25 protein-coding genes are annotated in these 22,451 nt (G+C 72.5%); 11 read left to right on the top strand and 14 right to left on the bottom strand.

Annotated elements, in window-relative coordinates; translation table 11 throughout:
• Positions 1-119: 119 nt before the first annotated feature.
• From AC07CM_RS47950 to AC07CM_RS47975, 6 genes are all read right to left on the bottom strand, one after another.
• Complete coding sequence (locus AC07CM_RS47950) at positions 120-1,070, bottom strand: catechol 2,3-dioxygenase (RefSeq protein ID WP_478882888.1); 951 nt, start codon at positions 1,068-1,070, stop codon at positions 120-122.
• Positions 1,051-2,160, bottom strand: coding sequence for a 4-oxalomesaconate tautomerase (locus tag AC07CM_RS47955; protein WP_478882889.1), 1,110 nt, complete (start codon positions 2,158-2,160; stop codon positions 1,051-1,053). Before AC07CM_RS47955 ends, AC07CM_RS47950 begins: the two co-directional genes overlap by 20 nt.
• Positions 2,157-2,867, bottom strand: a complete 711-nt coding sequence (locus tag AC07CM_RS47960) for a 4-carboxy-4-hydroxy-2-oxoadipate aldolase/oxaloacetate decarboxylase (protein WP_478882890.1) — start codon at positions 2,865-2,867, stop codon at positions 2,157-2,159. Before AC07CM_RS47960 ends, AC07CM_RS47955 begins: the two co-directional genes overlap by 4 nt.
• Entirely contained in the window at positions 2,864-3,616 is a 753-nt protein-coding gene (locus tag AC07CM_RS47965; protein WP_478882891.1) for a PIG-L deacetylase family protein, read from the bottom strand. The genes AC07CM_RS47960 and AC07CM_RS47965 overlap by 4 nt, the downstream gene beginning before the upstream one ends.
• Positions 3,617-3,721: 105 nt before the next feature.
• Positions 3,722-4,372 (bottom strand): GntR family transcriptional regulator, encoded by a 651-nt coding sequence (locus tag AC07CM_RS47970; protein ID WP_478882892.1) that lies wholly within the window; start codon positions 4,370-4,372, stop codon positions 3,722-3,724.
• Between the two features lie 89 nt (positions 4,373-4,461).
• A complete protein-coding gene (locus tag AC07CM_RS47975) occupies positions 4,462-5,322 on the bottom strand; it encodes a LysR family transcriptional regulator (RefSeq protein WP_478882893.1) in 861 nt (286 codons plus the stop codon).
• A 156-nt stretch (positions 5,323-5,478) separates the two neighbouring features.
• Here AC07CM_RS47975 and AC07CM_RS47980 point away from each other — a divergent pair, with 156 nt between their 5' ends.
• Positions 5,479-6,291 carry an EamA family transporter gene (locus tag AC07CM_RS47980; RefSeq protein WP_478882910.1) on the top strand — a complete coding sequence of 271 codons (813 nt, stop codon included), beginning with the start codon at positions 5,479-5,481 and terminating at the stop codon, positions 6,289-6,291.
• Between the two features lie 88 nt (positions 6,292-6,379).
• Here AC07CM_RS47980 and AC07CM_RS47985 read toward each other — a convergent pair whose 3' ends face one another.
• Positions 6,380-7,030, bottom strand: a complete 651-nt coding sequence (locus tag AC07CM_RS47985; protein ID WP_478882894.1) for a TetR/AcrR family transcriptional regulator — start codon at positions 7,028-7,030, stop codon at positions 6,380-6,382.
• Between the two features lie 245 nt (positions 7,031-7,275).
• On the opposite strand from AC07CM_RS47985, the gene AC07CM_RS47990 reads away from it, so the two are divergent.
• The 6 genes from AC07CM_RS47990 to hemC all read left to right on the top strand — a co-directional run bounded on the left by AC07CM_RS47990 (position 7,276) and on the right by hemC (position 13,281).
• Positions 7,276-8,748: an MFS transporter gene (locus tag AC07CM_RS47990; RefSeq protein WP_478882895.1), complete on the top strand. Its 1,473-nt coding sequence runs from the start codon at positions 7,276-7,278 to the stop codon at positions 8,746-8,748.
• Between the two features lie 584 nt (positions 8,749-9,332).
• Entirely contained in the window at positions 9,333-10,310 is a 978-nt protein-coding gene (locus tag AC07CM_RS47995) for an ATP-dependent DNA ligase (RefSeq protein WP_478882911.1), read from the top strand.
• A gap of 163 nt (positions 10,311-10,473) precedes the next feature.
• The gene (locus AC07CM_RS48000) at positions 10,474-10,992 is read left to right on the top strand and encodes a hypothetical protein (RefSeq protein WP_478882896.1); all 519 of its coding nucleotides are present in this window, start codon (positions 10,474-10,476) and stop codon (positions 10,990-10,992) included.
• A complete protein-coding gene (locus AC07CM_RS48005) occupies positions 10,989-11,456 on the top strand; it encodes an N-acetyltransferase family protein (protein WP_478882897.1) in 468 nt (155 codons plus the stop codon). The genes AC07CM_RS48000 and AC07CM_RS48005 overlap by 4 nt, the downstream gene beginning before the upstream one ends.
• Positions 11,453-12,310, top strand: a complete 858-nt coding sequence (locus AC07CM_RS48010) for a hypothetical protein (RefSeq protein WP_478882898.1) — start codon at positions 11,453-11,455, stop codon at positions 12,308-12,310. The genes AC07CM_RS48005 and AC07CM_RS48010 overlap by 4 nt, the downstream gene beginning before the upstream one ends.
• 35 nt (positions 12,311-12,345) lie before the next feature.
• Positions 12,346-13,281, top strand: a complete 936-nt coding sequence (gene hemC / locus AC07CM_RS48015) for a hydroxymethylbilane synthase (RefSeq protein ID WP_478882899.1) — start codon at positions 12,346-12,348, stop codon at positions 13,279-13,281.
• A gap of 6 nt (positions 13,282-13,287) precedes the next feature.
• On the opposite strand, the gene AC07CM_RS48020 is transcribed toward hemC, so the two are convergent.
• The 4 genes from AC07CM_RS48020 to AC07CM_RS48035 all read right to left on the bottom strand — a co-directional run bounded on the left by AC07CM_RS48020 (position 13,288) and on the right by AC07CM_RS48035 (position 16,129).
• Positions 13,288-13,812: a hypothetical protein gene (locus AC07CM_RS48020; protein ID WP_478882900.1), complete on the bottom strand. Its 525-nt coding sequence runs from the start codon at positions 13,810-13,812 to the stop codon at positions 13,288-13,290.
• Positions 13,813-14,002: 190 nt separating this feature from the next.
• Positions 14,003-14,863, bottom strand: a complete 861-nt coding sequence (locus AC07CM_RS48025) for an ABC transporter permease (RefSeq protein WP_478882901.1) — start codon at positions 14,861-14,863, stop codon at positions 14,003-14,005.
• A complete protein-coding gene (locus tag AC07CM_RS48030; RefSeq protein WP_478882902.1) occupies positions 14,823-15,668 on the bottom strand; it encodes an ABC transporter ATP-binding protein in 846 nt (281 codons plus the stop codon). The genes AC07CM_RS48025 and AC07CM_RS48030 overlap by 41 nt, the downstream gene beginning before the upstream one ends.
• On the bottom strand, positions 15,665-16,129 hold the full coding sequence (locus tag AC07CM_RS48035) for a MarR family winged helix-turn-helix transcriptional regulator (RefSeq protein ID WP_478882903.1): 465 nt from the start codon (positions 16,127-16,129) through the stop codon (positions 15,665-15,667). The genes AC07CM_RS48030 and AC07CM_RS48035 overlap by 4 nt, the downstream gene beginning before the upstream one ends.
• 243 nt (positions 16,130-16,372) lie before the next feature.
• Between AC07CM_RS48035 and AC07CM_RS48040 the strand changes: the two genes are divergently transcribed.
• Positions 16,373-17,164 carry an RNA polymerase sigma factor SigF gene (locus tag AC07CM_RS48040; RefSeq protein WP_478882904.1) on the top strand — a complete coding sequence of 264 codons (792 nt, stop codon included), beginning with the start codon at positions 16,373-16,375 and terminating at the stop codon, positions 17,162-17,164.
• Positions 17,165-17,167: 3 nt separating this feature from the next.
• On the opposite strand, the gene AC07CM_RS48045 is transcribed toward AC07CM_RS48040, so the two are convergent.
• Complete coding sequence (locus AC07CM_RS48045; protein WP_478882905.1) at positions 17,168-17,482, bottom strand: ANTAR domain-containing protein; 315 nt, start codon at positions 17,480-17,482, stop codon at positions 17,168-17,170.
• 128 nt (positions 17,483-17,610) lie between these two features.
• Between AC07CM_RS48045 and AC07CM_RS48050 the strand changes: the two genes are divergently transcribed.
• A complete protein-coding gene (locus AC07CM_RS48050; protein WP_478882906.1) occupies positions 17,611-18,423 on the top strand; it encodes a VOC family protein in 813 nt (270 codons plus the stop codon).
• A 72-nt stretch (positions 18,424-18,495) separates the two neighbouring features.
• On the opposite strand, the gene glgX is transcribed toward AC07CM_RS48050, so the two are convergent.
• Positions 18,496-20,613 carry a glycogen debranching protein GlgX gene (glgX, locus tag AC07CM_RS48055; protein ID WP_478882912.1) on the bottom strand — a complete coding sequence of 706 codons (2,118 nt, stop codon included), beginning with the start codon at positions 20,611-20,613 and terminating at the stop codon, positions 18,496-18,498.
• 23 nt (positions 20,614-20,636) lie between these two features.
• Entirely contained in the window at positions 20,637-21,149 is a 513-nt protein-coding gene (locus tag AC07CM_RS48060) for a pep a2 (RefSeq protein ID WP_478882907.1), read from the bottom strand.
• Between the two features lie 304 nt (positions 21,150-21,453).
• Here AC07CM_RS48060 and AC07CM_RS48065 point away from each other — a divergent pair, with 304 nt between their 5' ends.
• Together AC07CM_RS48065 and AC07CM_RS48070 are read left to right on the top strand one after the other, a co-directional pair.
• Complete coding sequence (locus AC07CM_RS48065; RefSeq protein ID WP_478882908.1) at positions 21,454-21,753, top strand: DUF5133 domain-containing protein; 300 nt, start codon at positions 21,454-21,456, stop codon at positions 21,751-21,753.
• A gap of 108 nt (positions 21,754-21,861) precedes the next feature.
• The coding region (locus AC07CM_RS48070) for a maltotransferase domain-containing protein (protein ID WP_478882909.1) at positions 21,862-22,451 on the top strand (590 nt) is incomplete at its 3' end.

Below are 22,451 nucleotides of genomic sequence, written 5' to 3' on the forward strand. Positions count from 1 at the left end.
TTGGGCAACGCCGGGTAAGGAGACAAGAACCACCCCCTCCCCCTACCTCCCCAAGGACAGCGTTGGCGCCCCCCACCCACCCCCCCCCCCCCCCCCCCCCCCCCTCCCCAGGCCCGATCTCAGGCGACGGGTGGCGTGCCGTGGGTGTGGAAGGACTCGATGGTCTTCAGCCCCCAGGCCTGCCCCTTGCGCCGCTCGGCCTCGGTCCAGGTGACGAGCGGCCAGTCGGGCGCCAGCACCAGCCGGGTGAGCGGGTTGCACAGCTCGACGCGGTTGCCGCCGGGCTCGTAGACGTACAGGAAGAACGTCTGCTGGATGGCGTGCTTGTGCGGGCCGGTCTCGATGAACACACCGGTGTCGACGGCGAGATCGGCGGCGCGCAGGATGTCCTCGCGGGTGTCGGTCGCGAAGGCGATGTGGTGCAGCCGGCCGCTCGCGCCCGTCCAGTCCTCCGTGTACACGACGTCGTACGACTTGTTCGTGAAGGTCAGCCAGCGGGCCGCGACGCGCCCGGTGTCGAGCCGGATCTGCTCGGTGGGCCGGGCGCCGAGCACGTGTTCCTGGAACTCGGCGCTCGCGAGAACGTCGGCGGCGAGGAAGTTGACGTGGTCGAGCCTGCGCACCCCCACGCCCCGGTTGGGCTTGGCCTGCGGCTGGTTCTTCAGCGCCGGTTTCAGCTCCTCGGGCGCCCGGTAGTGCTCGCTCTCCCAGTACAGGGCGTGTTCGTGCCCGTCCGGGTCGGTGGTGACGTACAGCTTGCCGAGGCCGGGTTCGTCCTCCGTCCAGTGCCCGGTGCCGCCCGCCGCCTCGATCGCCCGGACCCGGCGCTGGAGTGCCTCCTCGCTGGAGGTGCGCAGCGCGAGCCGGCCGAGGCCGGGCCGCTCCCGGGCGGTGAGGACCAGGCTGTGGTGCTCGTAGTCGTCGAAGGTGCGCAGGTAAACGGTGTCGCCCTCCTGGCCGTTGACGGTGAGTCCGAGGTAGTCGGTGAAGAAGGCGACACTGGCGTCCAGGTCCGGGGTGAACAGCTGGGCGTGGCCGATATGGGCGATGTCACCGAGGGGCGGAGCCATCGTTGCCTCCAAGGGGTTGTGCGGGTGCGGGTGCGACGGCGCGCGGGAAGACGGTGCCGTCGAAGATCTTGCGGGCGGTGCGGACGACGGCCGTACTACGCGCCGCAGGCCGGTCGGGGTCGACGTCCGTGTCGATGTCCAGGAACCCCGTGGGGTGTTCGATGCGGACGCGGTCGCCGTGTGCGGGCGGTTGCGCGATCCCCTCCCCCACTCCTCCGGGCAGCCTGAGCCCCGCGGCCACGCTCGCGGCGCCGAGGACGCCGATGGAGGTGTGGCAGCGGACGGGGATGAAGGTCCGGGTGGTGACCGCGCCGCCGGAGCGGGGCGGTGCGAGCAGGGTGAGCTTGGGGACGGTGGCGCTCTCGACGTCACCGAGCCCCATGAGCTTCCCCGCCGTCAGCCGGATCTCGCGGAGGCGGTCGGCGAGCGCCAGGTCCTCCTCCAGGTCCTTGGGTTCCTCGTACCCGGTGACCTTCAGCGCGGTCGCTGCGATGAGCACGGTCGGCATCCCGTTGTCCACGCAGGTGACCTCGGCGCCGGCGACCGTGTCGCGGACGTTGCCGGTGGGCAGCAGCGGGGTGTCGCCCGCCGGGAACTCGATCACCACGGGCGCCGCGGTGCCGGGCACGCCGGAGATCTCGGCGTCTCCGGTGTAGTCGACGCGCCCGCCCGGGGTCGGGAAGCGTGCGACGGCCGACTCCCCCGTGTTGAGCATGCGGATGCGTACGGAGGTCTCTGCGCCGGCGGCGGCCACGAGCCCCCGCTCGACGGCGAACGGGCCTACTCCGGCGAGGACGTTCCCGCAGTTCTGCCGGTCGCTCACCTCTGCGCGGTCGACGGAGACCTGGAGGAAGAGGTAGTCGACGTCGGTCTCCGCGTCCTGCGACGCGGAGACCACGGCCACCTTGCTGGTGAGCGGGTGGGCCCCGCCGAGCCCGTCGATCTGGCGCGGGTCGGGGCTGCCCATGATCCGCAGCAGCAGGTCGTCGCGGGCCGCGGGGTCGGTGGGCAGGTCGTCGGCCAGGAAGTAGGCGCCCTTGGAGGTGCCGCCGCGCATCAGCATGCAGCGCACCTCCGCGGGCCCCGTCATGCCCGCTCTCCGTCCTGCGCGTGGTCCTCGTACGAGCTGTACGTGACGCCCAGTTGTGCGAGCTTCTCCCGCAGTCCGTAGCGGTCGAGGCCGAGTTGGCCCTCCAGGAAGGCCGCGCGGGAGGCGGCCTCCTTGGCCTCGCGGGCCTCGGAGGCCTCGGCGGCCGCGCGCGCCCGCTCGCGCGCCACGACCACGACACCGTCGTCGTCGGCGAGGATCACGTCACCGGGCCGGACGATCTGACCGCCGATGGCCACGGGCACGTTGACCGAGCCGCCGGTCGCCTTCACGGTGCCCTGTGCCGAGACGGCCGCCGACCAGGCGGGGAAGCCGAGGTCGCGCAGTTCCTGGGTGTCGCGGATGCCCGCGTCGATGACCAGGCCGCGCACGCCCCGCTGCTTCAGCGCCGTGGCGAACAGCTCGCCGAACATGCCGTCGGTGGAGGGAGAGGTGGTGGTGACGACCAGGAGGTCGCCCTCGCCGCACTGCTCGACGGCCGCGTGGATCATGAGGTTGTCGCCGGGCCAGGACAGCACGGTGACCGCGGTGCCCGCGATCCGCACGCCCTGCTGGATCGGCCGGAGGCGGGCCGGGAGGAGACCGGTGCGGCCCATGGCCTCGTGCACGGTGGCGACGCCGTAGCCGGCGAGTGCCCCGACGTCCTTGGGGTCGGCCTTGGGCGGGCCCGTGACGATCACGCCGCTCATACCAGCTCCTTGGTGACCTGCGGGTAGGGGCGCATGTAGGCCTCGGCCAGGGTCTTGTGCGGCAGGCCGAGGTTGGGGCCGGCGTTGCGCTTGAGCTGGACCCCGCGGCGGACGGCGAGGTCGGTGTAGTAGTCCCACAGGTGCCGCTGGGCGCCGAGGCACTCCATCGCCTTGCGCTTGGTCTCCCACACCTCGGTGATGTCGAGCAGCACCTCGGGCCGGAAGCCGCTCATCTCGGGCTGATGGGGCTCGAAGTAGAAGACGGGCGGGGCGCCGATGATCTCGCCGGGGCCCGGGTAGCCGATGGCCTGCGCGAGGACGCGGGCCTCCAGGGCCATCCGGTTGGCGGCGGGGTGGTCGCCGTTGTACGGGTCCTCGACCGGGTGGGTGAGGACGACGTCGGGCTGAGTCTCGCGGAAGACGGCGACCAGCTGGTCGGTCAGCTCGGCGGTGGCCACGAGGGGGTAGTCGCCGGCGTCGAAGAAGCGGACGTCGGCGCCGAGGGTGGCGGCGGCCAGCTCCGCCTCCTCGCGGCGTATCGCCTTGATCTCCTCCAGGGTCTTCCCCTCGTGCCACGCCCTGGCGGACTCGCCGCGTTCTCCGAAGGTCAGGCAGGCGATGGTGACCTTCTCGCCCCGGGAGGCGGCCAGGGCGACGGCTCCGCCCGCGCGCCACACGAAGTCCCCGGCGTGCGCGGTGACGACCAGGGTCGAACGTGGTGGGGTGGCGGGCGCGTCGGCGTGCGTCATTGCAGAGTTCTCCCTTTTCGGGCTCGGCCGGCCGCCGGAGGTGCCCGGTGGCCGCCTTGCCTCGGTGGACAGGTGCGCGCCCGTCCCCGCGTCCCGCGCGACGCGTCAGTCGCTGAGCGCGTCGATCACACTGGCGAGGTGGGCGCGGACGGCCTCTTCGGCCGCCAGCGGGTCCCTGGCCGAGATCGCCTCGATCATCGCCAGGTGCTCGTTCAGGGATTGCTGCGGACGCCCCGGCCTGAGCGCCAACTGGAAGCGGTGCCGTACCAGTTGGGCGTTCAGCCGCTCCAGCAGCTCGACGGCGGTCTGCTGTCCGGAGATCTCCCGGATCCGGTCGTGGAGTCGGTGGTTGAGCTCGGAGTACGTGACCGGCTCGCCGTCGGCGACGGCCTTCCGCATCGCCGCGCCGAGGTCGGCCAGCTCGGTCAGCTGCTCGTCGCTCGCGGCGACGGCCGCCTTCGCCGCGCACAGTCCTTCCAGGACCATGCGGCACTCCGTGATCGCGACCGCTTCCTCCACGGTCACCACCCGTACCCGCGAACCGCGGTTGCGGATCCGTTCGACCAGTCCCTGGGCCTCCAGATCGATCAGTGCTGCCCGGATGCTGGCCCGCGTCACACCGAACTGCTCGGCGAGTTCGTTCTCCACCAGCCGCTGGGCCGGTGCCATCTCGCCGTGCAGGATCGCCTGCCGCAGCAGCGCGAGCGCATGCTGTTTGGCCTGCTCTCCGGTGGTCGGACGGGCTTCCTTCGGCATCGTGCCCTCCCTGAGTGAGTGCCTGTCGAAACTAAATCTAGCCAGACAAGATTGTCAACAATTTTGTTTGCGCTGTTCCCGCCAACGGCTCAGCCGGCCCGGTACAGCTCCGTGAGCAGTTCGAGCACCGCCTGCTGGGCCGGGTGCGGATCGTCCCGCCACCAGGCCAGCCGCACGGCGACGGGTTCGGCGTCGCGCACCGCCCGGTAGGCGATGCCGGGCCTGCGGTACTGGTGCGCGGTGGACTCGGCCGTCACGCCGATGCCGCGACCTGCGGCGATCACCGTGAGCCAGTCGTCCACGTCGTGCGTCTCCTCGACGGCCGGCCGGGTCTCGGGCGGCCACAGTTCCGGCGTGGCCGTACCGGTGCGGCGGTCGACGAGCAGGGTGCGGCCGGTGAGGTCGGCGAGCCGGACCGAACGACGCCCGGCCAGCGGGTCGTCGGCGGCGAGGGCGCACAGGCGCCGTTCCAGGCCGACGATGGCGGTGTCGAAGCGCCGGTCGTCCAGCGGCCTGCGGACGACCGAGAGATCACAGGCGCCCTCGGTGAGGCCGGCGGACGGGGAGTTGACCCGCACGAGGTGCAGGTCCGTGTCGGGGTGCGCGGCGGCCCAGCGCCGCTGGAAGGTCACGGTGTGGCGGCCGAGGGCCGACCAGGCGTAGCCGATCCGCAGCAGCTCATGCTCGGAGGTGGCCTCCCGGACCAGCTCGGTCACGTCCGCCAGCACCCGCCGGGCCCGCGCCACCACCCGCAGCCCGGTCGCGGTCGGGGTCACCGCACGCGAGGTGCGCCTGAGCAGCCGTACGCCCAGGGCCCGTTCCAGAGAGGCGAGGGTCCGGGAGACGGCGGCCTGGGAGACGCCGAGGGCGATGGCCGCGTCGGTGAAGGTGCCCTCGTCGACGATGGCCACCAGACAGCGGAGTTGGCGCAGGTCGATCTCGTTATGCATACGCCCAGCGTATAGATCGAAGAACGCATGCATTTTGCGCAACCATCCCGGCGGCGCAGTATCCGGAACATGCGCCAAGCCCTCGAACGCCCCACCGCCGCGACGGTGCCCACGCCCCCGTCCGGTTCCGCGCCGCAGGCCCGGCGACTGGCCGGAGTGGCCACCATGTTCGGCAGCGGCCTGTCCAACCAGACCGGCGCGGCCGTCGGGGCGCTGGCCTTCCCCGTACTGGGGCCGCTCGGTGTGGTCGCGGTGCGTCAGTACGTCGCGGCCCTGGTCCTGCTGGCCGTCGGCAGGCCGCGGCTGCGAGCCTTCACCTGGCGCCAGTGGTGGCCGGTCCTGCTGCTGGCGGCGGTCTTCGGCACGATGAACCTGACCCTGTACACCGCGGTCGACCGGATCGGCCTGGGTCTCGCGGTGACCCTGGAGTTCCTCGGCCCCCTCGCCGTCGCCCTGGCCGCGTCCCGCCGCCGGCTGGACGCGGGGTGCGCGGTGCTGGCGGCGGCCGGGGTCGTCGTCCTGATGCGCCCCCGGCCCTCGGCCGACTACCTGGGCATGGCGTTCGGGCTGGTGGCCGCGTGCTGCTGGGCGTCGTACATCCTGCTCAACCGGGTCGTCGGCCGGCGCATCCCCGGGGCGCAGGGCTCGGCGGCGGCCGCGGCGCTGTCCGCCCTGGCCTTCCTGCCCGTCGGGGTCGTCGTCGCGATACGGCATCCACCCACCGGCGGGGCCCTGCTGTGCGCCGTCGCGGCCGGGGTGCTCTCGTCCGCCGTGCCCTACCTCGCCGACCTGCTGACCCTGCGGCACGTGCCGGCGCAGACGTTCGGGCTGTTCATGAGCGTCAACCCGGTGCTCGCCGCCGTGGTCGGCTGGATCGTGCTCGGCCAGGGCCTCGGCGGCCCGGAGTGGGCGGGCATCGGGGCCGTCGTGGCCGCGAACGCGCTGAGCATCGCGACCACGCGAGACTGACGACCGGCGCGGACCCCTTCGGCTCAGCGGTCACCGCGGCCAGTCGGTGTGACCGTCCATCTGCGCGTGAGCTTCGACGAGTGAGCCGTCAGCGGGGGCGGGTGACCGGTGCCGGCCACAGCCCCACGATGGCGTCGGCGAGCCCTGTGGCGACCTCGCTCCAGGTGGCGTGCGGGGTCGGGGTGCCCTCGGCGAGGGCGCGCTCCCGCTCGGCACAGGTGTGCAGGATCAGGAGCCGGACCATCTGGCCGCGCTCGGCGCGCACCGCGGGGGGCAGCTCGGGCAGGGTGCGGTTCAGCCCCTCGACGGCCTGCCGCAGCGCGGGCGAGGTCAGGGACTCCTCCACCATGATGCGGTGCAGCGCCGGGTCGGTCATCACCTGGGCGCAGAACCGGGCGTACCAGGTGGGACTGCCCAGCCCGGCGAGGTGCTCGGTCACCGGGCGCACCAGGCAGTCGACCCAGTCGCGTACGTCGGTGGAGTCGCCCGCCGCCGCCAGCGCCCGCTCCCGCAGCGACTCGATGCGCACGGCGTGCCGGCGCGCGACCGCGCGGACCAGATCGGCCTTGGTGCCGAAGTGGTAGCCGACCGCGGCGTTGTTCCCCTGGCCGGCCGCCTCGCTGACCTGGCGGTTGGAGACGGCGTACACACCGTGCTCGGCGAACAGCCGTTCCGCCGCGATCAGGATCGCCTCCCGCGTCGCGTTCACCTGTTCCGCCCGCGCCGTCCTGCGCGTCATGCTCACCACCGCTCCGGGACTGCGCACCGCCCCGGGGCGGCCAGTCCCGCGCGCCGCTCCGGGTCCTCGACCGGGGCGGCGAGGTCCAGCCAGGGAAGCCTACGGGGCGTGGGCCGCCCCCGGCCGACAGGCCCGCGTCGACCGACCCTTCCCCACCGCTAGAGTAAGTCAAGCACTTGACTTAAAATCTGGCCGGAGGCTCCGGTCATACCCACTCCCCCGCACGACGGAAGGTCTCTTGTCCCATGTCCGATGCCCCCGTCCGGACCGCCGAGGCCGGCGGATCCGCCCCGCCGCGCCCGAACGCCGTGGTCGCCGTGCTCGCCCTGGCCGGCATCACCGTGTCGCTGATGCAGACCCTGGTGATCCCGATCGTCCCGGAGCTGCCCGTCTACCTGCACGCCCCGGCGTCCGACGCCGCCTGGGCGGTCACGGCGACGCTGCTGGCCGCCGCGGTCGCCACCCCGGTGGCCGGCCGGCTCGGCGACATGTTCGGCAAGCGGCGTCTGCTGCTGGTCAGCCTGGTGCTGCTGGTGGCCGGCTCGGTCGTCTGCGCGCTCAGCGACTCGCTGGTCCCGATGATCGTCGGCCGTGCCCTGCAGGGCCTCGCGGCCGCCGTGGTCCCGCTGGGGATCAGCATCATGCGCGACGAGCTGCCGCCGGAGCGGCTGGCCGGCTCGACCGCGCTGATGAGCGCCTCGCTCGGCGTCGGCGGTGCCCTCGGCCTGCCCGCCGCCGCCTTCATCGCCGACCACTTCGACTGGCACGTGCTGTTCTGGACCTCCGCCACGCTCGGCGCCGTCGCCTTCGCGCTCGTCCTGGCCCTGATCCCGGAGTCCGGCGTGCGCACCGGCGGCCGCTTCGACCTGGCCGGCGCGCTCGGAATGGCGGTCGGACTCGTCTCGCTGCTGCTCGCCATCTCCAAGGGCGCCGACTGGGGCTGGGGCAGCGGCACCACGCTGGGCCTGTTCGCCCTCGCGGTCGTCGTCCTGCTGGCCTGGGGCCTGTTCGAACTCCGCACGGCGCAGCCGCTGGTGGACCTGCGCACCACCGCCCGCCGTCAGGTGCTCTTCACCAACCTGGCCTCCATCGCGTTCGGCTTCTCGATGTTCGCGATGTCCCTGGTCCTGCCGCAGCTCCTGCAACTGCCCACGCAGACCGGCTACGGCCTGGGCAGGTCGATGCTCACCGTGGGCCTGGTGATGGCCCCGCAGGGCCTGGTGATGATGGCCATGGCACCCGTCTCCGCCCTGATCACCAAGTCCCGCGGCCCGAAGATCACGCTGATGATCGGCGCGGTGATCGTCGCGGCCGGGTACGGCCTCGGCATCGTGCTGATGAGCGAGGTGTGGCACCTGATCCTGGTGTCCTGTGTCATCGGCGCGGGCGTGGGCTTCGCCTACGGCGCCATGCCCGCCCTGATCATGGGCGCGGTACCGGCGTCGGAGACGGCCGCCGCCAACAGCCTCAACACGCTGATGCGGTCCATCGGCACCTCGGTGGCGAGCGCGGTCGCCGGTGTGATCCTCGCGCAGATGACGATCGATCTCGGTGGCCACGCGCTGGCGTCCGAGGACGGCTTCAAGGCGGTCCTGGCGATCGGCGCGGGCGCCGCTCTGCTGGCCTTCCTGCTCGCCTCGTTCCTGCCCCGCCACCGCCCGGCGGGCACCGACCCCGCTCCGGCGGCGACCGAGCCCTCGGCCGAGGCGGTCGGCTAGGGCCCCCTCTTCCGGATCGGGCCGGCCCCGGGCCACGGTGCCTCCGGGCCGACCTCAGCTGGGTCTGGTGCGTGCGGCTGCAAGGCGGAGGAGGGAGAGGAGGAGGGAAAGGAGGAGGGAAAGGAGGAGGGAGTCGACGCGCGAGCAAGGCCGAGCGGGGGGGGAGTCGGCGAGTGACGGCAACGCAGCAGATGTGCGTGCCGGGCCCCGCGCCCCGGCAAGATCCGGAAGACAGGTCCTGGGCAGCGTCGGCGCGGCGGAACCGCCTCCGCCCGTGACCATGCAGGGGGGCGGGTCCGGGCGACGGTCCGGCCCGCCCGGGGCCGCGGGCGGGCCGTCCTGCACGTCCCGCCTCACCGGCGCCGCCGTACCGCGCAGGCCGAGCAGCCCCCGGCCGATCGCTGCGGAGTGCTCCGACGGCCGGCCCGCGACCGCGCCCAACTCATGGCCGCCGCCCGTCAGTCGGGTCTCGCGACGGCCCGGGACCCGGCGACCGGCCGGGGCTGCGGACCCGTTCAGGGGAACCGGCGCCGAAAGGCGCGTGAGGACGCCGGGCGCGGTCGACACCTTCAGCCGTGACCGCCGTGACCCTGCCGCTCATCCCGCCGATGCTCGCCACCCCGGGCAGGCTGCCGCCCGCCGCCCAGGACGAGCGGTGGGCGTACGAGACCAAGCAGGACGGCCAGCGGGTGATGGTCTATCTGCCCGGCGACGGCAGTGTGCTGCTGCGCGCCCGCTCCGGCGAGGACATCACCGGCGCCTACCCCGAACTCCGGCCGCTCGGGGGCGCCCTGGGCGGCACGGCCGCCGTCCTGGACGGCGAGGTGCTGGCCCTGGACGAGCGGGGGCGGGCGAACTTCCAGCTGCTGCAGAGCAGGATGGGCCTCGCGCACGCCCCGGCGCGAGCCGCGCGCCGGGCCGCCCAGGTGCCCGTCCACCTGGTGCTGTTCGACGTGCCCCATCTGGAGGAGCCGCTACTCGGGCTTCCTTACGCGCGGCGGCGGGCGCGGCTGGAGGAGCTGGGCCTGGCGGGGTCGCACTGGTCCACGCCGGCGGCGGTGACCGGACACGGCGCCCAGGCGCTCCAGGCCACCCGGGAGCACGGGCTGGAGGGCCTCGTGTGCAAGCGGCTCGACTCGGTGTACGAGCCCGGGGTGCGTTCCCGCGCCTGGATCAAGATCCGCAACATGCGCAGCGAGGACGTGATCGTCGGCGGCTGGCTGCCCGGGAAGGGGCGGCTGACCGGGCTGCCCGGCGCGGTGCTGGTGGGCCAGCGGGCGGGCGGCCGGCTGCGCTACGTGGGCGGCGTGGGCACCGGCTGGAGCGAGGCGGAACGGGCGGAACTGGCGGACCTGCTGCGGGCCGCCGCCACGGACGCGTGCCCGTTCGAGCCGGTGCCGCGGATCCCGGACGCCCGCTGGGTGCTGCCCCGGCTGGTCGGCGAGGTCAGCTACAGCACCCGGACCCGGGCCGGGCTGCTGCGCCAGCCGTCGTGGCTGCGGCTGCGCCCCGACCTCGCGCCGGAGGAGTCGGCGGCGGACCTGCCCGAGGACTTCGGATAGGCGGTTCCCTCCCGTGACGGCCGTGACCTCCTGGCAGCACGGAACCCACAGGGGCGCCGAACTCCCTTGCGCACGGACGTGGATCGCCTTCGCCCCGAACGTCCGGCCCTCGCCGCCGCCGAACTCTGTGGACGCCCGTCGGGCCGCGGCCCATGATGGCCGGATGGATCTTCACGGAGAACTGCCCGCCGCCGTCGACGCGGCCGGACTGCTCGGCCTCGCCGAGGGCCATCACGCCCGTACCGCCCGGGCCCTGGGCGTCCGGACGGCCGCGGGTCACCTGGTCAAGGCGTACGCGCTCCAGGCTCCGGGCCGTACCGTCGGCGAGGAGGCCGTGCACACGGCGCTGGAGCTGGCCGCGGGCCATCTGGCGCTCGGCGGCCTGCGTGGGTCGCTGGGGCTGTCGGTGCTCATCGTGCACGCGGGCGGCGACGGCGACTACGTCCTCGTGCACACCTGGATCGAGGGCCACATGTCCGACCTCGCCGTGTTCACCGGCCCGGCCGAGCGGCCCGCTCGGCTGCGCCCCGGCCGTACCGGGCTCGCCCCCTGCGTCTGGGAGGCGGCCCTGCTCGCCCACGAGCGGGAGGCGTTCTCCCGGCACGTCCTCGACGGCATGCGCCCCCTCCCCGACCGGCTCGACGCCTGGGCCGCTGACACGCTGGAGGGGGAAGTCCGTTGACCGGCGCTCCCCTGGTGCGGCACGCCCGACCCGCCGACCTGCGCCGCGTCGCCGAACTGGCCGCCCAGCACGCGGAGTACGAGCGTGCCAAGCCCCCGGCGGCCGACCTGGCCGACCGGCTCGCCGTCCTCCTCTTCGGCACCCCGGCGCCGCGCCTGCGCTGCCTGGTCGCCGAGGTAACAGGCGGCGAGATCGTCGGCTACGCCAGCTGCGCGCCGTCAGTCTCCACCTGGGACGGCCGTGAGTACCTGTACATGGACTGCCTGTTCCTGGCCCCCGGCCATCGTGGTCTGGGCCTCGGCGCGCTGCTGGTGGACGCGGTCGTCGCCGAGGCCCGCGAGCTCGGCCTCACGGAGGTTCAGTGGCAGACCCCGGCCTGGAACGAGGGCGCGGTGCGCTTCTACGACCGTCTCGGCGCCCTGAAACGGGAGAAGCTGCGCTTCAGCCTGCGGGTCGCCGGATGACCGAACGATTCGACGACGCCCGCGAGCTGTTCGGGGAACTCCTCGACCATGACGGCCCCGACGCGTACGTCGCCGTGGTCGGCCCCTGGCTGTCGCGCGCCGGCGACGCCTACCGGGAGCGGCTCGCCGAGGCCGCCGCGCCGGCGGTCCGGCCCCGGCCCGAGGAGCCGGATCCCCGGCGCCAGGAACTGGTCTGGGAGCTGTACGCCCTGAGCCGGGTGAGTGACATCCTGCTGCTCTCCTTCCAGCCCCCTGGCCACGACCCCTGGGCGGGACCGGGGCTGACCAGGCAGAGATACCTGTCGCTGTTCACCGCTCTGGGCATGGTGCCGTTCGCGGAGCCGTCGGTCTTCGATCCCTTCCTGCACGAGATCGTGGAGGTCGAGCAGGCGGCGGACCCGGACGAGCCGGTCGTGATCACCGAAGTGGTCTGGCCCGGCCTGTGGCTCGGCGACATGGTGTTCGGCCGGGCCGGTGTGCGGGTGCGGGCCGGTGTCCGGCACGCCGAGCGCGGCGTGGCCGACCGTTCCCCGCTCTACTGGACCTTCCGGCGCCGGCACCGGCCCACGGTCGACCTCTCCATGGGCTGGGGGTCCAACTCCCAGTGGCGGACGGACTTCCGCGTCGACGTCCGGACCGGCACCGAGGACCGTTTCAACGTCCTGGGCGACATCCACGTCGACGCCGTGGACGAGGGCGGTGCCGAAGCGCTCCTGACGCCGGCCGAACGGCGCGAACTCCTGCGCCACCGCTGTCTGCTGCGGGCTCCGGAGCGGGCCGGGGCGCCGACCGCGAGTCCGGGCTGGGAGACGGATCTGTTCCCGTTCGACTGGCGAATGTCTCAGGGGAAGTGAGGAGGCATCACCTGAGAAGGTCTAGGGTGTCCCCCATGTCCGTCCCGGAACTCATCCGCATCGTGTCCCGCGACTCACCGATGGCCCTCGCCCAGGTCGACCGTGTGCGCGCCGAGTTGGCCGTGCTGCATCCGCAGGTGCGCACCGAGGTCGTGCCCGTGAAGACCACGGGTGACAAGTGGCTCGGGGACCTGTCCCAGGTGGAGGGCAAGGGCGCGTTCACCAAGGAGGTGGACGCGGCCCTGCTGGCCGGGCAGGCGGACCTCGCGGTGCACTGCGTGAAGGACGTGCCCGCCGACCGGCCGCTGCCCGCGGGTACGGTGTTCGCCGCGTTCCTGAAGCGGGACGACATCCGTGACGCGCTGGTGCACCCGGGCGGGCTCGCCCTGGACGAACTGCCGGCCGGCACCCGCATCGGCACCTCGGCGGTGCGCCGGGTCGCCCAGCTGGCCGCCACGCACCCGCACCTGGAGTGCGTACCGTTCCGCGGCAACGCCAACCGCCGGCTGGCGAAGCTGGCTGCCGGCGAGGCGGACGCGCTGCTGCTGGCCGTGTCCGGTCTGGAGCGGATCGGCCGCCGGGACGTGATCAGCGAGGTGCTGTCCCCGGAGACGATGATGCCGCCGATCGGCGCGGGCATCCTCGCCCTGCAGTGCCGGGAGGGGGACAGCGAGCTGATCGACGCGGTCAGCGGGCTCGGCGATCCGGACACGCACCGGGAGGCCACGGCCGAGCGGATGTTCCTGCACGTGCTGCAGGGGCACTGCAACAGCCCCATCGCCGGCTACGCGCGCGTCGACCGGGGCGGGGAACTGTCCCTGCGCGCGTGCGTGTTCACTCCGGACGGCAAGACGCGGCTGAACGCCCACGAGTGGGCGGGCCGGCTCGACGCGGCCACGCTCGGCACCTCGGTCGCGGTGTCGCTGCTGCGGCAGGGTGCGCGGGAGATCATCGACGGCATCCCGCACTGACCCCTCTCAGGCGCCGCCCGGCTCCGTCTGGTCCTTCAGGAAGGCGCTGACCTGGTGAGCCAGGCCGCCCTGCGCGGTGCCCGAGGAGGCGGCCGTCGCGGTCGTCTCCAGGACGCCGATGCCGCCCGCCCACAGCCGGCGCTCGGCCCACTCCTCGTCCACGCGCAGCTGGACCTGTACGTCCACGTGCGTCAGGGCGGCTTCCGGGGCGGCCGCGTAGACCACGGCGGTGGCCCGGCGCAGCGGATAGACGTCGAAGCCCTCGACGAACTGGGAGTTGCGCCAGTCGATGAACGCGCCCTCCCCGTCCGGTCCGACCCGGACGTCGATCTGACCGTCCTCCAGGTGGATGCCGTAGTGCTGCGCGCCGCGGTTCTCGACCGTCACCCGGACGCTGAAGTACGTCAGCCCCGCCGCGGCGTCGTCGCGTCCGCGCGGCGGCTCGGCCGCCTCCAGACGGTGGACGCGGACCCGCAGACCGGCATGCTCGTCGTACTCGTGCCAGTCCCCGACCACGTTCGGCTCGTACACAGTGCCCCTCTCGACCTTCGAGAGCTGCTGTTTATCTGTGTGCTCAGCGCACTGTCAAATGAGCGGAATGCGCTGTGGCCAGGGGGTTCGCCCGCTTTGATCGGTGATCAAGCGCTGCGCAGGAAGAATCCCCTCCCGGGGCTCCCCGGCCGGGTACGGGTGCGTGCCGCACATCACGTCCGCGACAAGATCAACGGGCCAGGCGGCCGAGCAGCGAGGAGGCCGCCGCGATGCCGAGGGCGGCGGCCACCGCCAGGACGCCGAAGTCGGCCCCGAGGTGCGCGGGTGTGCCCAGCAGGAGGCCGCGCAGGGCGTCGACCTGGTAGCTGAGCGGGTTGACCTTGCTGACGGCCTGGAGCCAGCCCGGCATCACCGAGACGGGGTACAGGGCGTTGGAGCCGAAGAACAGCGGCATGGTGATCGCCTGTCCGAAGCCCATGAGCCGGTCGCGGCTGAGCACGATGCCCGCGATGGTCATCGACAGGCAGGAGAAGAACGCGGAGGCGAGGACCACGGCCGCGCCGACACCGAGCAGCTTCAGCGGGTTCCAGGTGAGGGCGACCCCGAGCAGGGCGGCGATGACGATGACGACGACGGCCTGGATCAGCGACTTCACTCCGGCCGCGAACGCCTTGCCGGTGATCAGTGCCGAGCGTGGGGTGGGGGTGACGAGGAGCTTGTTCAGGATGCCCGCGTCCCGCTCCCAGATGATCTGGATGCCGTAGAAGATCGCGATGAACATCGCGGACTGGGCGATGATGCCGGGCGCCAGGTAGTCGATGTAGGGGATCCCGCCGGTGGGTATCGCCCGGATCCGGGTGAAGGTCTGCCCGAAGATCAGCAGCCACAGGGCGGGCTGGACCGCCCGGGTGTACAGCTCGGTGCGGTCGTGGCGCAGTTTCTGCAGTTCCACGGCGCACATCGCGACGACCCGGGCGGGCAGCAGCCGCCAGCCGGCGCGCGGCACCGGTGGGCTGAGCAGCAGCGCGGTGTCCTTCCCGGCAGTGCCGTCAGCCGACGCGGCGCGCGGTGCGGCGGGTGCTTCGGACATCGCGGAAACCTCCTCCGGTGTTGTCGTCGAGGCCGCTGCCGGCGATGTCGCGGAAGACGTCCTCCAGCGTGGGCAGGGTGTCGGTGCCCCGGCGTTCGGCGAGCCCCTGCCGCAGCTCGGCGGGGGTGCCCAGGGCGCGGACGCGGCCGCGGTGCATCAGGCCGACCCGGTCGCAGTACTGATCGGCCTCGTCCATGTAGTGGGTGGTGACCAGGACGCTCATGCCGGTGGCGGCGCGTACGGCGTTGATGTGCTCCCAGACCCCGGTGCGGGCGATCGGGTCCAGGCCGATGGTGGGCTCGTCCAGGATCAGCAGCCGGGGCGCGCTGACCAGGGCCTGGGCGAGTTCGAGTCGGCGGACCATGCCGCCGGAGTAGGTGCCGGCGAGCCGGTCGGCGGCGTCGGCGAGACCGACGGCGGTCAGGGCCTGGGTGACCCGCTCGGCACGCTCCCGGCGCGGCACGTCGAAGACCCGGGCGAACAGGGCGACGTTCTCCCGCCCGGTGAGCCCGCTGTCGGCGGACAGCTGCTGCGGGACGTAGCCGAGGAGGCGGCGCACCGCCATGCGCTCCCTGGCCGCGTCGTGCCCGAAGACGCGGACCATGCCGGACGGCACCGGAAGGAGCGTGGTGATGCAGCGGATCGCGGTGGTCTTGCCGGCGCCGTTGGGGCCGAGCAGTCCGAACACCTCGCCCTCACGGACGGCGAGGTCGAGTCCGTCGACCGCGTTGGTGTCCCCGAAGGCGTAGGCGAGACGGGTGCAGCTGACGGCTTCGACGGGCGGGGCGGGAGTGGCGCTCGTCATGTCTCCTCGGCCTCCTCGTGCAGGGTGACGGCCAGCTTCCGCAGCGCCGGGAGCGCCGCGCGCAGGGCCTCCCGGTCGGTCTCGTCCAGCCGCGCCACGTGTCGGCCGACGAGTTCCGCCCGGCGGCGCTGCCAGTCACCGAGCCGTTTCGCTGCGGCATCGGTGAGCAGCAGGCGGGCGGCCCGCCGGTCGGCCGGGTCGGTCTCCCGGTTCAGATAGCCGTCCCGGACGAGCCGGTTGACCAGGGTCGACACGGAGTTGCCCGCCAGGTGCAGCGCCCTGGCGGCGTCCGAGACGCCGATGCCGGGCCGGCCCTCGACCAGCCGCAGCAGTTCCACCTCGGCGCCGCGCAGCCGCGGCACGGTCAGTCCACCGCGCAGCCGACGCCGGATCAGCCGCTGGATGCGTATGAGCGCGTCGGCCAGCTCTTCGGGGAACTCGGGTGGGGATTCTGCTGCCACCCGGCAAGATTACCTCTGACTCAGAGGTATATCGACTCAAGAGGAGGTCAAGGTCCGGCCCGATCGTGTTCTTTACGGACTGAATTGTTTCGGTATGCCCGAAAGCGGGCATCCGCATGGATGTGCTTCGGACAGGAGGCACGTCCGTGGGAACCGGCTCCGGCCGGGCGCCCCGGTGTTCTTCGGTCCGAGCGCACCTCCCGCGGTGTCTGTCGATCCAGCACCTGCTGAGAGAGGTGCGCGATGCCTGTCACTGGCAGCACGAGGCCTCACCCCCATGACGACGCTCCCGACACGGCCGAGACCTTCGAGCGGCTCGCGCGGCTGCCCGTCGGCCCCGAGCGCCAGGCGCTCCGGGACGAACTGGTCCGGCTCTGGCTGCCCATGGCCGAGCGGATCGCCGTAAGGTTCCGCGGCCGTGGAGAGTCCCTGGAGGACCTGTACCAGGTGGCCGCGCTCGGCCTGGTCAAGGCCGTCGACCACTACGACCCGGACCGCGGCCGCGCCTTCGAGGCATACGCCGTACCCACCATCACCGGTGAGATCAAGCGGCACTTCCGCGACCACATGTGGACCCTGCACGTGCCGCGCCGGGTCCAGGACCTGCGCAACCGGGTCCGCGGCGCGATCAAGGAACTGGCGCAGACCACGCCCGGCCGGGCGCCGACGGTCGCCGAGATCGCCGCGCACACCCGGCTCAGCGAGGCCGAGGTGCGCACCGGCATGGAGGCCCTGGAGTGCTTCTCCGCGCTGTCCCTGGACGCCGAGGTGGCCGGGACGGAGGGCTACGCGCTCGGGGACTCGATCGGCGAGCCGGACCCAGGCTTCGACCTGGTGGTGGACCGCGCGGCGGTCAAGCCGTGTCTCGAGGCGCTGCCCGAGCGCGAGCGCACCATTCTCTACCTGCGGTTCTTCGGCGGGATGACGCAGAGCCGGATCGCCGAGCAGCTGGGCATCTCGCAGATGCACGTCTCCCGGCTGCTCAGCGGCTGCTTCGACCGGCTGCGCGAGGAACTGCTCGCGGAGACCGGCTGAGCCTCACTCCGTGCCGGTCCCGGGGACCTGCGTGGGCCCGTAACGGTCCAGGGCGTCCTCCAGCTCGGCACGGATCTCGGGCGGTATGTCGCCCCGGCGTCCCCAGATGAGGATCAGCTCCGCGACGTTGCGCAGCTTGATGTTGGTGTGCTGGGAGACCTCCTTCAGCACCTGCCAACCGGCGTCCGGGGCCACCCGGCCGAGAGCGACGATCATCCCGATGGCCTGATCGACGACGGCGTGGGAGGCAACGGCCTCCTTCAACTGATCGACCTCCGCCTGCAGGGCGATGATGCGGTCCGTTTCGCTCTCTGCCATGCCTCCATCGTGCTGACCCGCCTGGCCCCACGCCACCGGGGTACTCAACAGGCGGCACCCCCCCTTCCGGTTGGACACTGGTACCAGAACCGGTGGCCGCCCGGCCCCGAGACCAGGACGCGACGCCCATGAACGATGACACGCCTGCCAGTGGTGGACCGAGGACGAGGGAGGTCGTCTCCACGCACTCCGTCTTCGGCGCCCCGTGCTGGGTGAGCCTGACCAGCCGCGACCTGCAGGCGACCCAGGACTTCTACTCGGCACTGCTCGGCTGGCGCTGGCGCGGCGCCAAACTCGGCGAGCACTTCCGGATCGCGCTCGCGAACGGGGTGCCGGTGGCGGGGATAGCGGCGGTCGCCTCGATGTGGCAGATGGCGGTGGCCTGGACGCCGTACTTCGCGGTCCCGGACGCCGACGTGGCCGTGTCCCGGGCCCGGGAACGCGGCGGTACGGCGGCGGTCGGGCCGCTGTCCTTCCCGCCCGGACGGGCCGCCCTGCTCGCCGACCGTGACGGGGCCACCTTCGGGATCTGGCAGGGCGAACTGGTCTCCAACTGGGAGACGTGGCGGCGCGCGGCCCCGACCTTCATCCGGCTGCACACCCGCAACGCCTTCGACTCCGCGATCTTCTACGGCGAGATCCTCGGCTGGGCCTCCGGCACACCGGGCTGCTGCGAGGTCGAGTACGAGGCCGGCGAGGTGGTGCTGCGCAGTGGCGGCGAGGTGATGGCGCGCATCGACTCCGGCGCGGTGGAGGCGGCTCCCGATCCCTCCGTTCGGCCGCACTGGCAGATCCACTTCGCGGTCGACGACGTGCCGAGCTGCGCCCGGTCAGCCGAGAAGCACGGTGGCAGCGTCCTGAGCGAGGACGAGACCGAGGCGATCCTGCGCGACCCGGACGGCGCGCAGTTCACGGTCACGTCCCGCACCGCGCGCCGCTGAGCGGGCGGACACCGCGTCGCCGGGCACCTCGCGGGTGTCCGCCGAGGCGGTGTCCGGGGCCGATGGCCGCCGCTACCGTCCGCCGCGGGACGGGCGGGACAGCAGGATCAGGCTGCGGGCCTCCACCCGCAGCCGGGTGCCGGCCTTGCGTTCGCGTTCGTCGGGCAGGCCCTCGGGGTCGGCCGTGTCGATCAGGGTCGCCCAGCGCTCGCCGAAGGAGTCGTCGGGCAGACGGAAGTCGACCGGCTCCCAGTAGCCGTTCAGCAGCAGCACGAAGGAGTCGTCGATCACGCGCCGGCCGAAGGGGTCGCGTTCGGCGATCGCGTCGCCGTTGAGGAACACGCCGACCGAGTGGGCGTCGCCGCGCTGCCAGTCCCGGTCGGTCATCTCGCGGGCGTCGGGCCGCAGCCACATCAGGTCGGGCAGCGGCTGCCTGGCGTTGGTCACGGTCTCGCCGCGGAAGAAGCGGCGCCGGCGCAGCACGGGGTGCCCGGCGCGCAGGCTGATCACGTAGCGGGTGAAGTCGGCGAGGGTGCGCTGCTCGTCCGTCAGGTCCCAGTCCACCCACGAGATCTCGTTGTCCTGGCAGTAGGCGTTGTTGTTGCCGCGCTGGGTGCGGCCCAGCTCGTCGCCGTGGCTGAGCATCGGGATGCCCTGCGACAGCAGCAGTGTGGCCAGCAGGTTGCGCTGCTGGCGGGCGCGTAGTTCGAGGACTGCCGGGTCGTCGGTGTCGCCCTCCTCGCCGCAGTTCCAGGACCGGTTGGCGCTCTCGCCGTCCCGGTTGCCCTCGCCGTTGGCCTCGTTGTGCTTGTCGTTGTACGACACGAGGTCGCGCAGCGTGAAACCGTCGTGCGCGGTGACGAAGTTGACGCTGGCGCGCGGCCGGCGCCGGCTGTGCTGGTAGATGTCGGAGGAGCCGGTCAGCCGGGAGGCGAACTCGCCCAGCGAGCCGGGCTCCGCGCGCCAGAAGTCCCGTACCGCGTCCCGGTACTTGCCGTTCCACTCCGACCACAGCGGCGGGAAGTTGCCCACCTGGTAGCCGCCCTCCCCCACGTCCCAGGGCTCGGCGATGAGCTTGACGCTGCTGATCACCGGGTCCTGCTGGATCAGGTCGAAGAACGCCGAGAGCCGGTCCACCTCGTGGAACTGCCGGGCCAGTGTGGCCGCGAGGTCGAAACGGAAGCCGTCGACGTGCATCTCGGTGACCCAGTACCGCAGCGAGTCCATGATCAGCTGCAGTACGTAGGGGTGCCTCATCAGCAGGCTGTTGCCGGTGCCCGTGGTGTCGTAGTAGTGCCCCCAGTCACCGTCGACCAGACGGTAGTACGAGGCGTTGTCGATGCCCCGGAAGGACAGCGTGGGGCCCATCTCGTTGCCCTCGGCGGTGTGGTTGTAGACCACGTCGAGGATCACTTCGAGGCCGGCCTCGTGCAGCGCCTTCACCATGGCCTTGAACTCGTCGACCTGCTGGCCCCGGCTGCCGAGGGCGGCGTAGGCGTTGTGCGGGGCGAAGAAACCGATGGTGTTGTAGCCCCAGTAGTTGGCCAGACCCCGGTCCTGCAGGACGCCGTCCTGGACGAACTGGTGGACGGGCATCAGCTCCACCGCGGTGACGCCGAGCGAGGTCAGGTGCTCCAGGACGGCGGGATGCGCGAGGCCCGCGTAGGTGCCGCGCAGCCGCTCGGGGACCTCGGGGTGAGTGCGGGTCAGCCCGCGCACGTGGGCCTCGTAGATGACCGAGTCGGCATAGGGCCGCCGCGGCGGCCGGTCGTCCCCCCAGTCGAAGTACGGGTCGGTGACCACGCCCAGCATCGAGTGCCCGGCGCTGTTCCCCGGGGAGGGGCCGTCTGTCGCGCGCTCGTAGAGGGAGGCGTGGTTGTCGATCTGCCCGTCCACGGCCCGCGCGTAGGGGTCGAGGAGCAGCTTCGCCGGGTTGCAGCGGTGGCCGAGGGACGGCTGCCAGGGGCCGTGCACGCGGTAGCCGTAGCGCTGCCCCGGACCGACACCGGGCAGGTACGCGTGCCAGACGAACCCGTCGACCTCGTGCAGCGGGACGGAGCGCCCGGTGCCGGCGTCGTCGACCAGGATCAGCTCGACACCCTCGGCGACCTCGCTGAACAGGGCGAAGTTGGTGCCCTGTCCGTCGAAGACGGCACCCAACGGGTAGGGGTGCCCGCTCCACACGGGCACCCCTTTGCGGGACTTGCGGGCCGTCACCGGGCGCCCGCCAGAGCGTCGTCCGCCGCTGTCGCCGGGGCGGCCAGAGCGGCCACCGGGAGTTCGCGGGGCACTTGAAGCCCCTCGGTCAGGCTCGGCGAAGGGGCCGTCGGCACCAGCGGGACGCGCTCACCGGTGCGGGCACGCTGCGAGAACCAGATGATCTTGCTGCCGGTCTCCGCGGCACAGCATCCCCAGCCGTCGCTCATGGCGGCGATGTCGGCGAGGCACGCCCGCAGATCCTGGTCCGGGCGCAGATCGCGGTCGTCGCCGCCGACGGCGGTGATGAGGTGTTGGCCGTTCCACCACATCTCGATCGACGTGTCCTTGTCCGTGGCATGCTCGTCGATCGCCCGCAACAACAGTTCGGCGCCGCGGCAGACGGGGTCCACGAGGTTCTCGAGGTCCCAGTAGCGGAGATGGGCGGCCAGGATGCGGCTGACCTGTCCCACCCGTTCCGGGCTGACTTCCACGTCTAGGTGGTAGTAGCAGGGCACTGCGGTCTTCATCGTCGCTTGCTCCTCACCGGCGAAGCTCCCGCTCCCCTCGCCCCGTCCGAGAGGGATCCCGGACACCGAGCGTGAGCGTTGATCGCTTCTGAGTCACCTCCACACTGCGGCCACTAGTCCATTCGTGCAACACGAGTCTCCCGAACGGCCGGATGGTTGAAGGTCCAACAGGACGTTGCGTGTCCATACGTGCACCATGAGTGAAAGCCTCGATCGCCGTAACGGTGCCGTGCCCACCCCCGCACGGCCACCACCCGACCGTCGGGAACGCGCCCAGTCGAGAGCGTGGAAGGTGAAGAGGGTCATGCTGCTACCCGCCAAGGCCGAAGTGGCCCGGCAGTTGCGGCGTTACCGGGCGTGGGAGCGCGTGATGCTCGCCTCGCCCCACGACCGCACGGTCCGGGCCACTTTCGAGGACTCGGGCTACACCTTGTGCGTGCTGATGGGAAAGCGCTGCGCCCGGGAGGCAGCGGACGCGGCTGAGCGCTATCTGCGCTCCAGCCTGGCCGGCTACCTGCGCGAGCAGGACGGGCGGCCGAAGCCGGGCCGGGCGGCCCGGCGGGCACCACCACCGGAACGGCGTTCCACGGCGCCAAGCCCCTGACGTGGCAACGTACATGGCGTTCCCCACGGGCGGCAGCAGCCGAACCGTTTTCTCGGATCGCGAAGCCGGGCCCGGTGCCCGGCTTCGCGCACGGCGGAGGTGAGATCCATGCGCAGGACCCCGGCCATCGGCCGTGTACCGGTACGCGACGTGCGGCCGGCCGTGGAGTGCGGCAGGCGCCCGGCGAAGGCGGTGGCCGGGGAGACGTTCCAGGTCACGGCCACCGTGTTCCGTGAGGGGCACGACGCCGTCGGCGCCAATGTGGTCCTGCGGGATCCGGCGGGCCGCCGTGGCCCCTGGACGCCGATGCGCGAGCTGTCGCCGGGGAGCGACCTGTGGGGCGCCGAGGTCACCCCGGACGTCACCGGCCGCTGGACCTTCCGGGTGGAGGCCTGGAGCCATCCGCTGGCGACCTGGCGGCACACCGCCTCCGTCAAGGTGCCGGCCGGCATCGACACCGGCCTGGTCCTGGAGGAGGGCGCCGACCTCTACGAGCGTGCGGCCGCCGGAGTGCCCAAGGGACCGGAGCGGCAGCTGGTCCTGGACGCCGCCCGTGCCCTCGGCGACGACACGCTGACCGTGCACCACCGTCTGAAGGCCGCCCTGTCGCCGGAGGTGGACGCGGTGCTGCACCGCCATCCGCTGCGTGAGTTGGTCACCGCCTCCGACGCGATGCCGCTGCTGGTGGAGCGGGAGCG

The organism is Streptomyces sp. NPDC044061, from assembly GCF_056434305.1.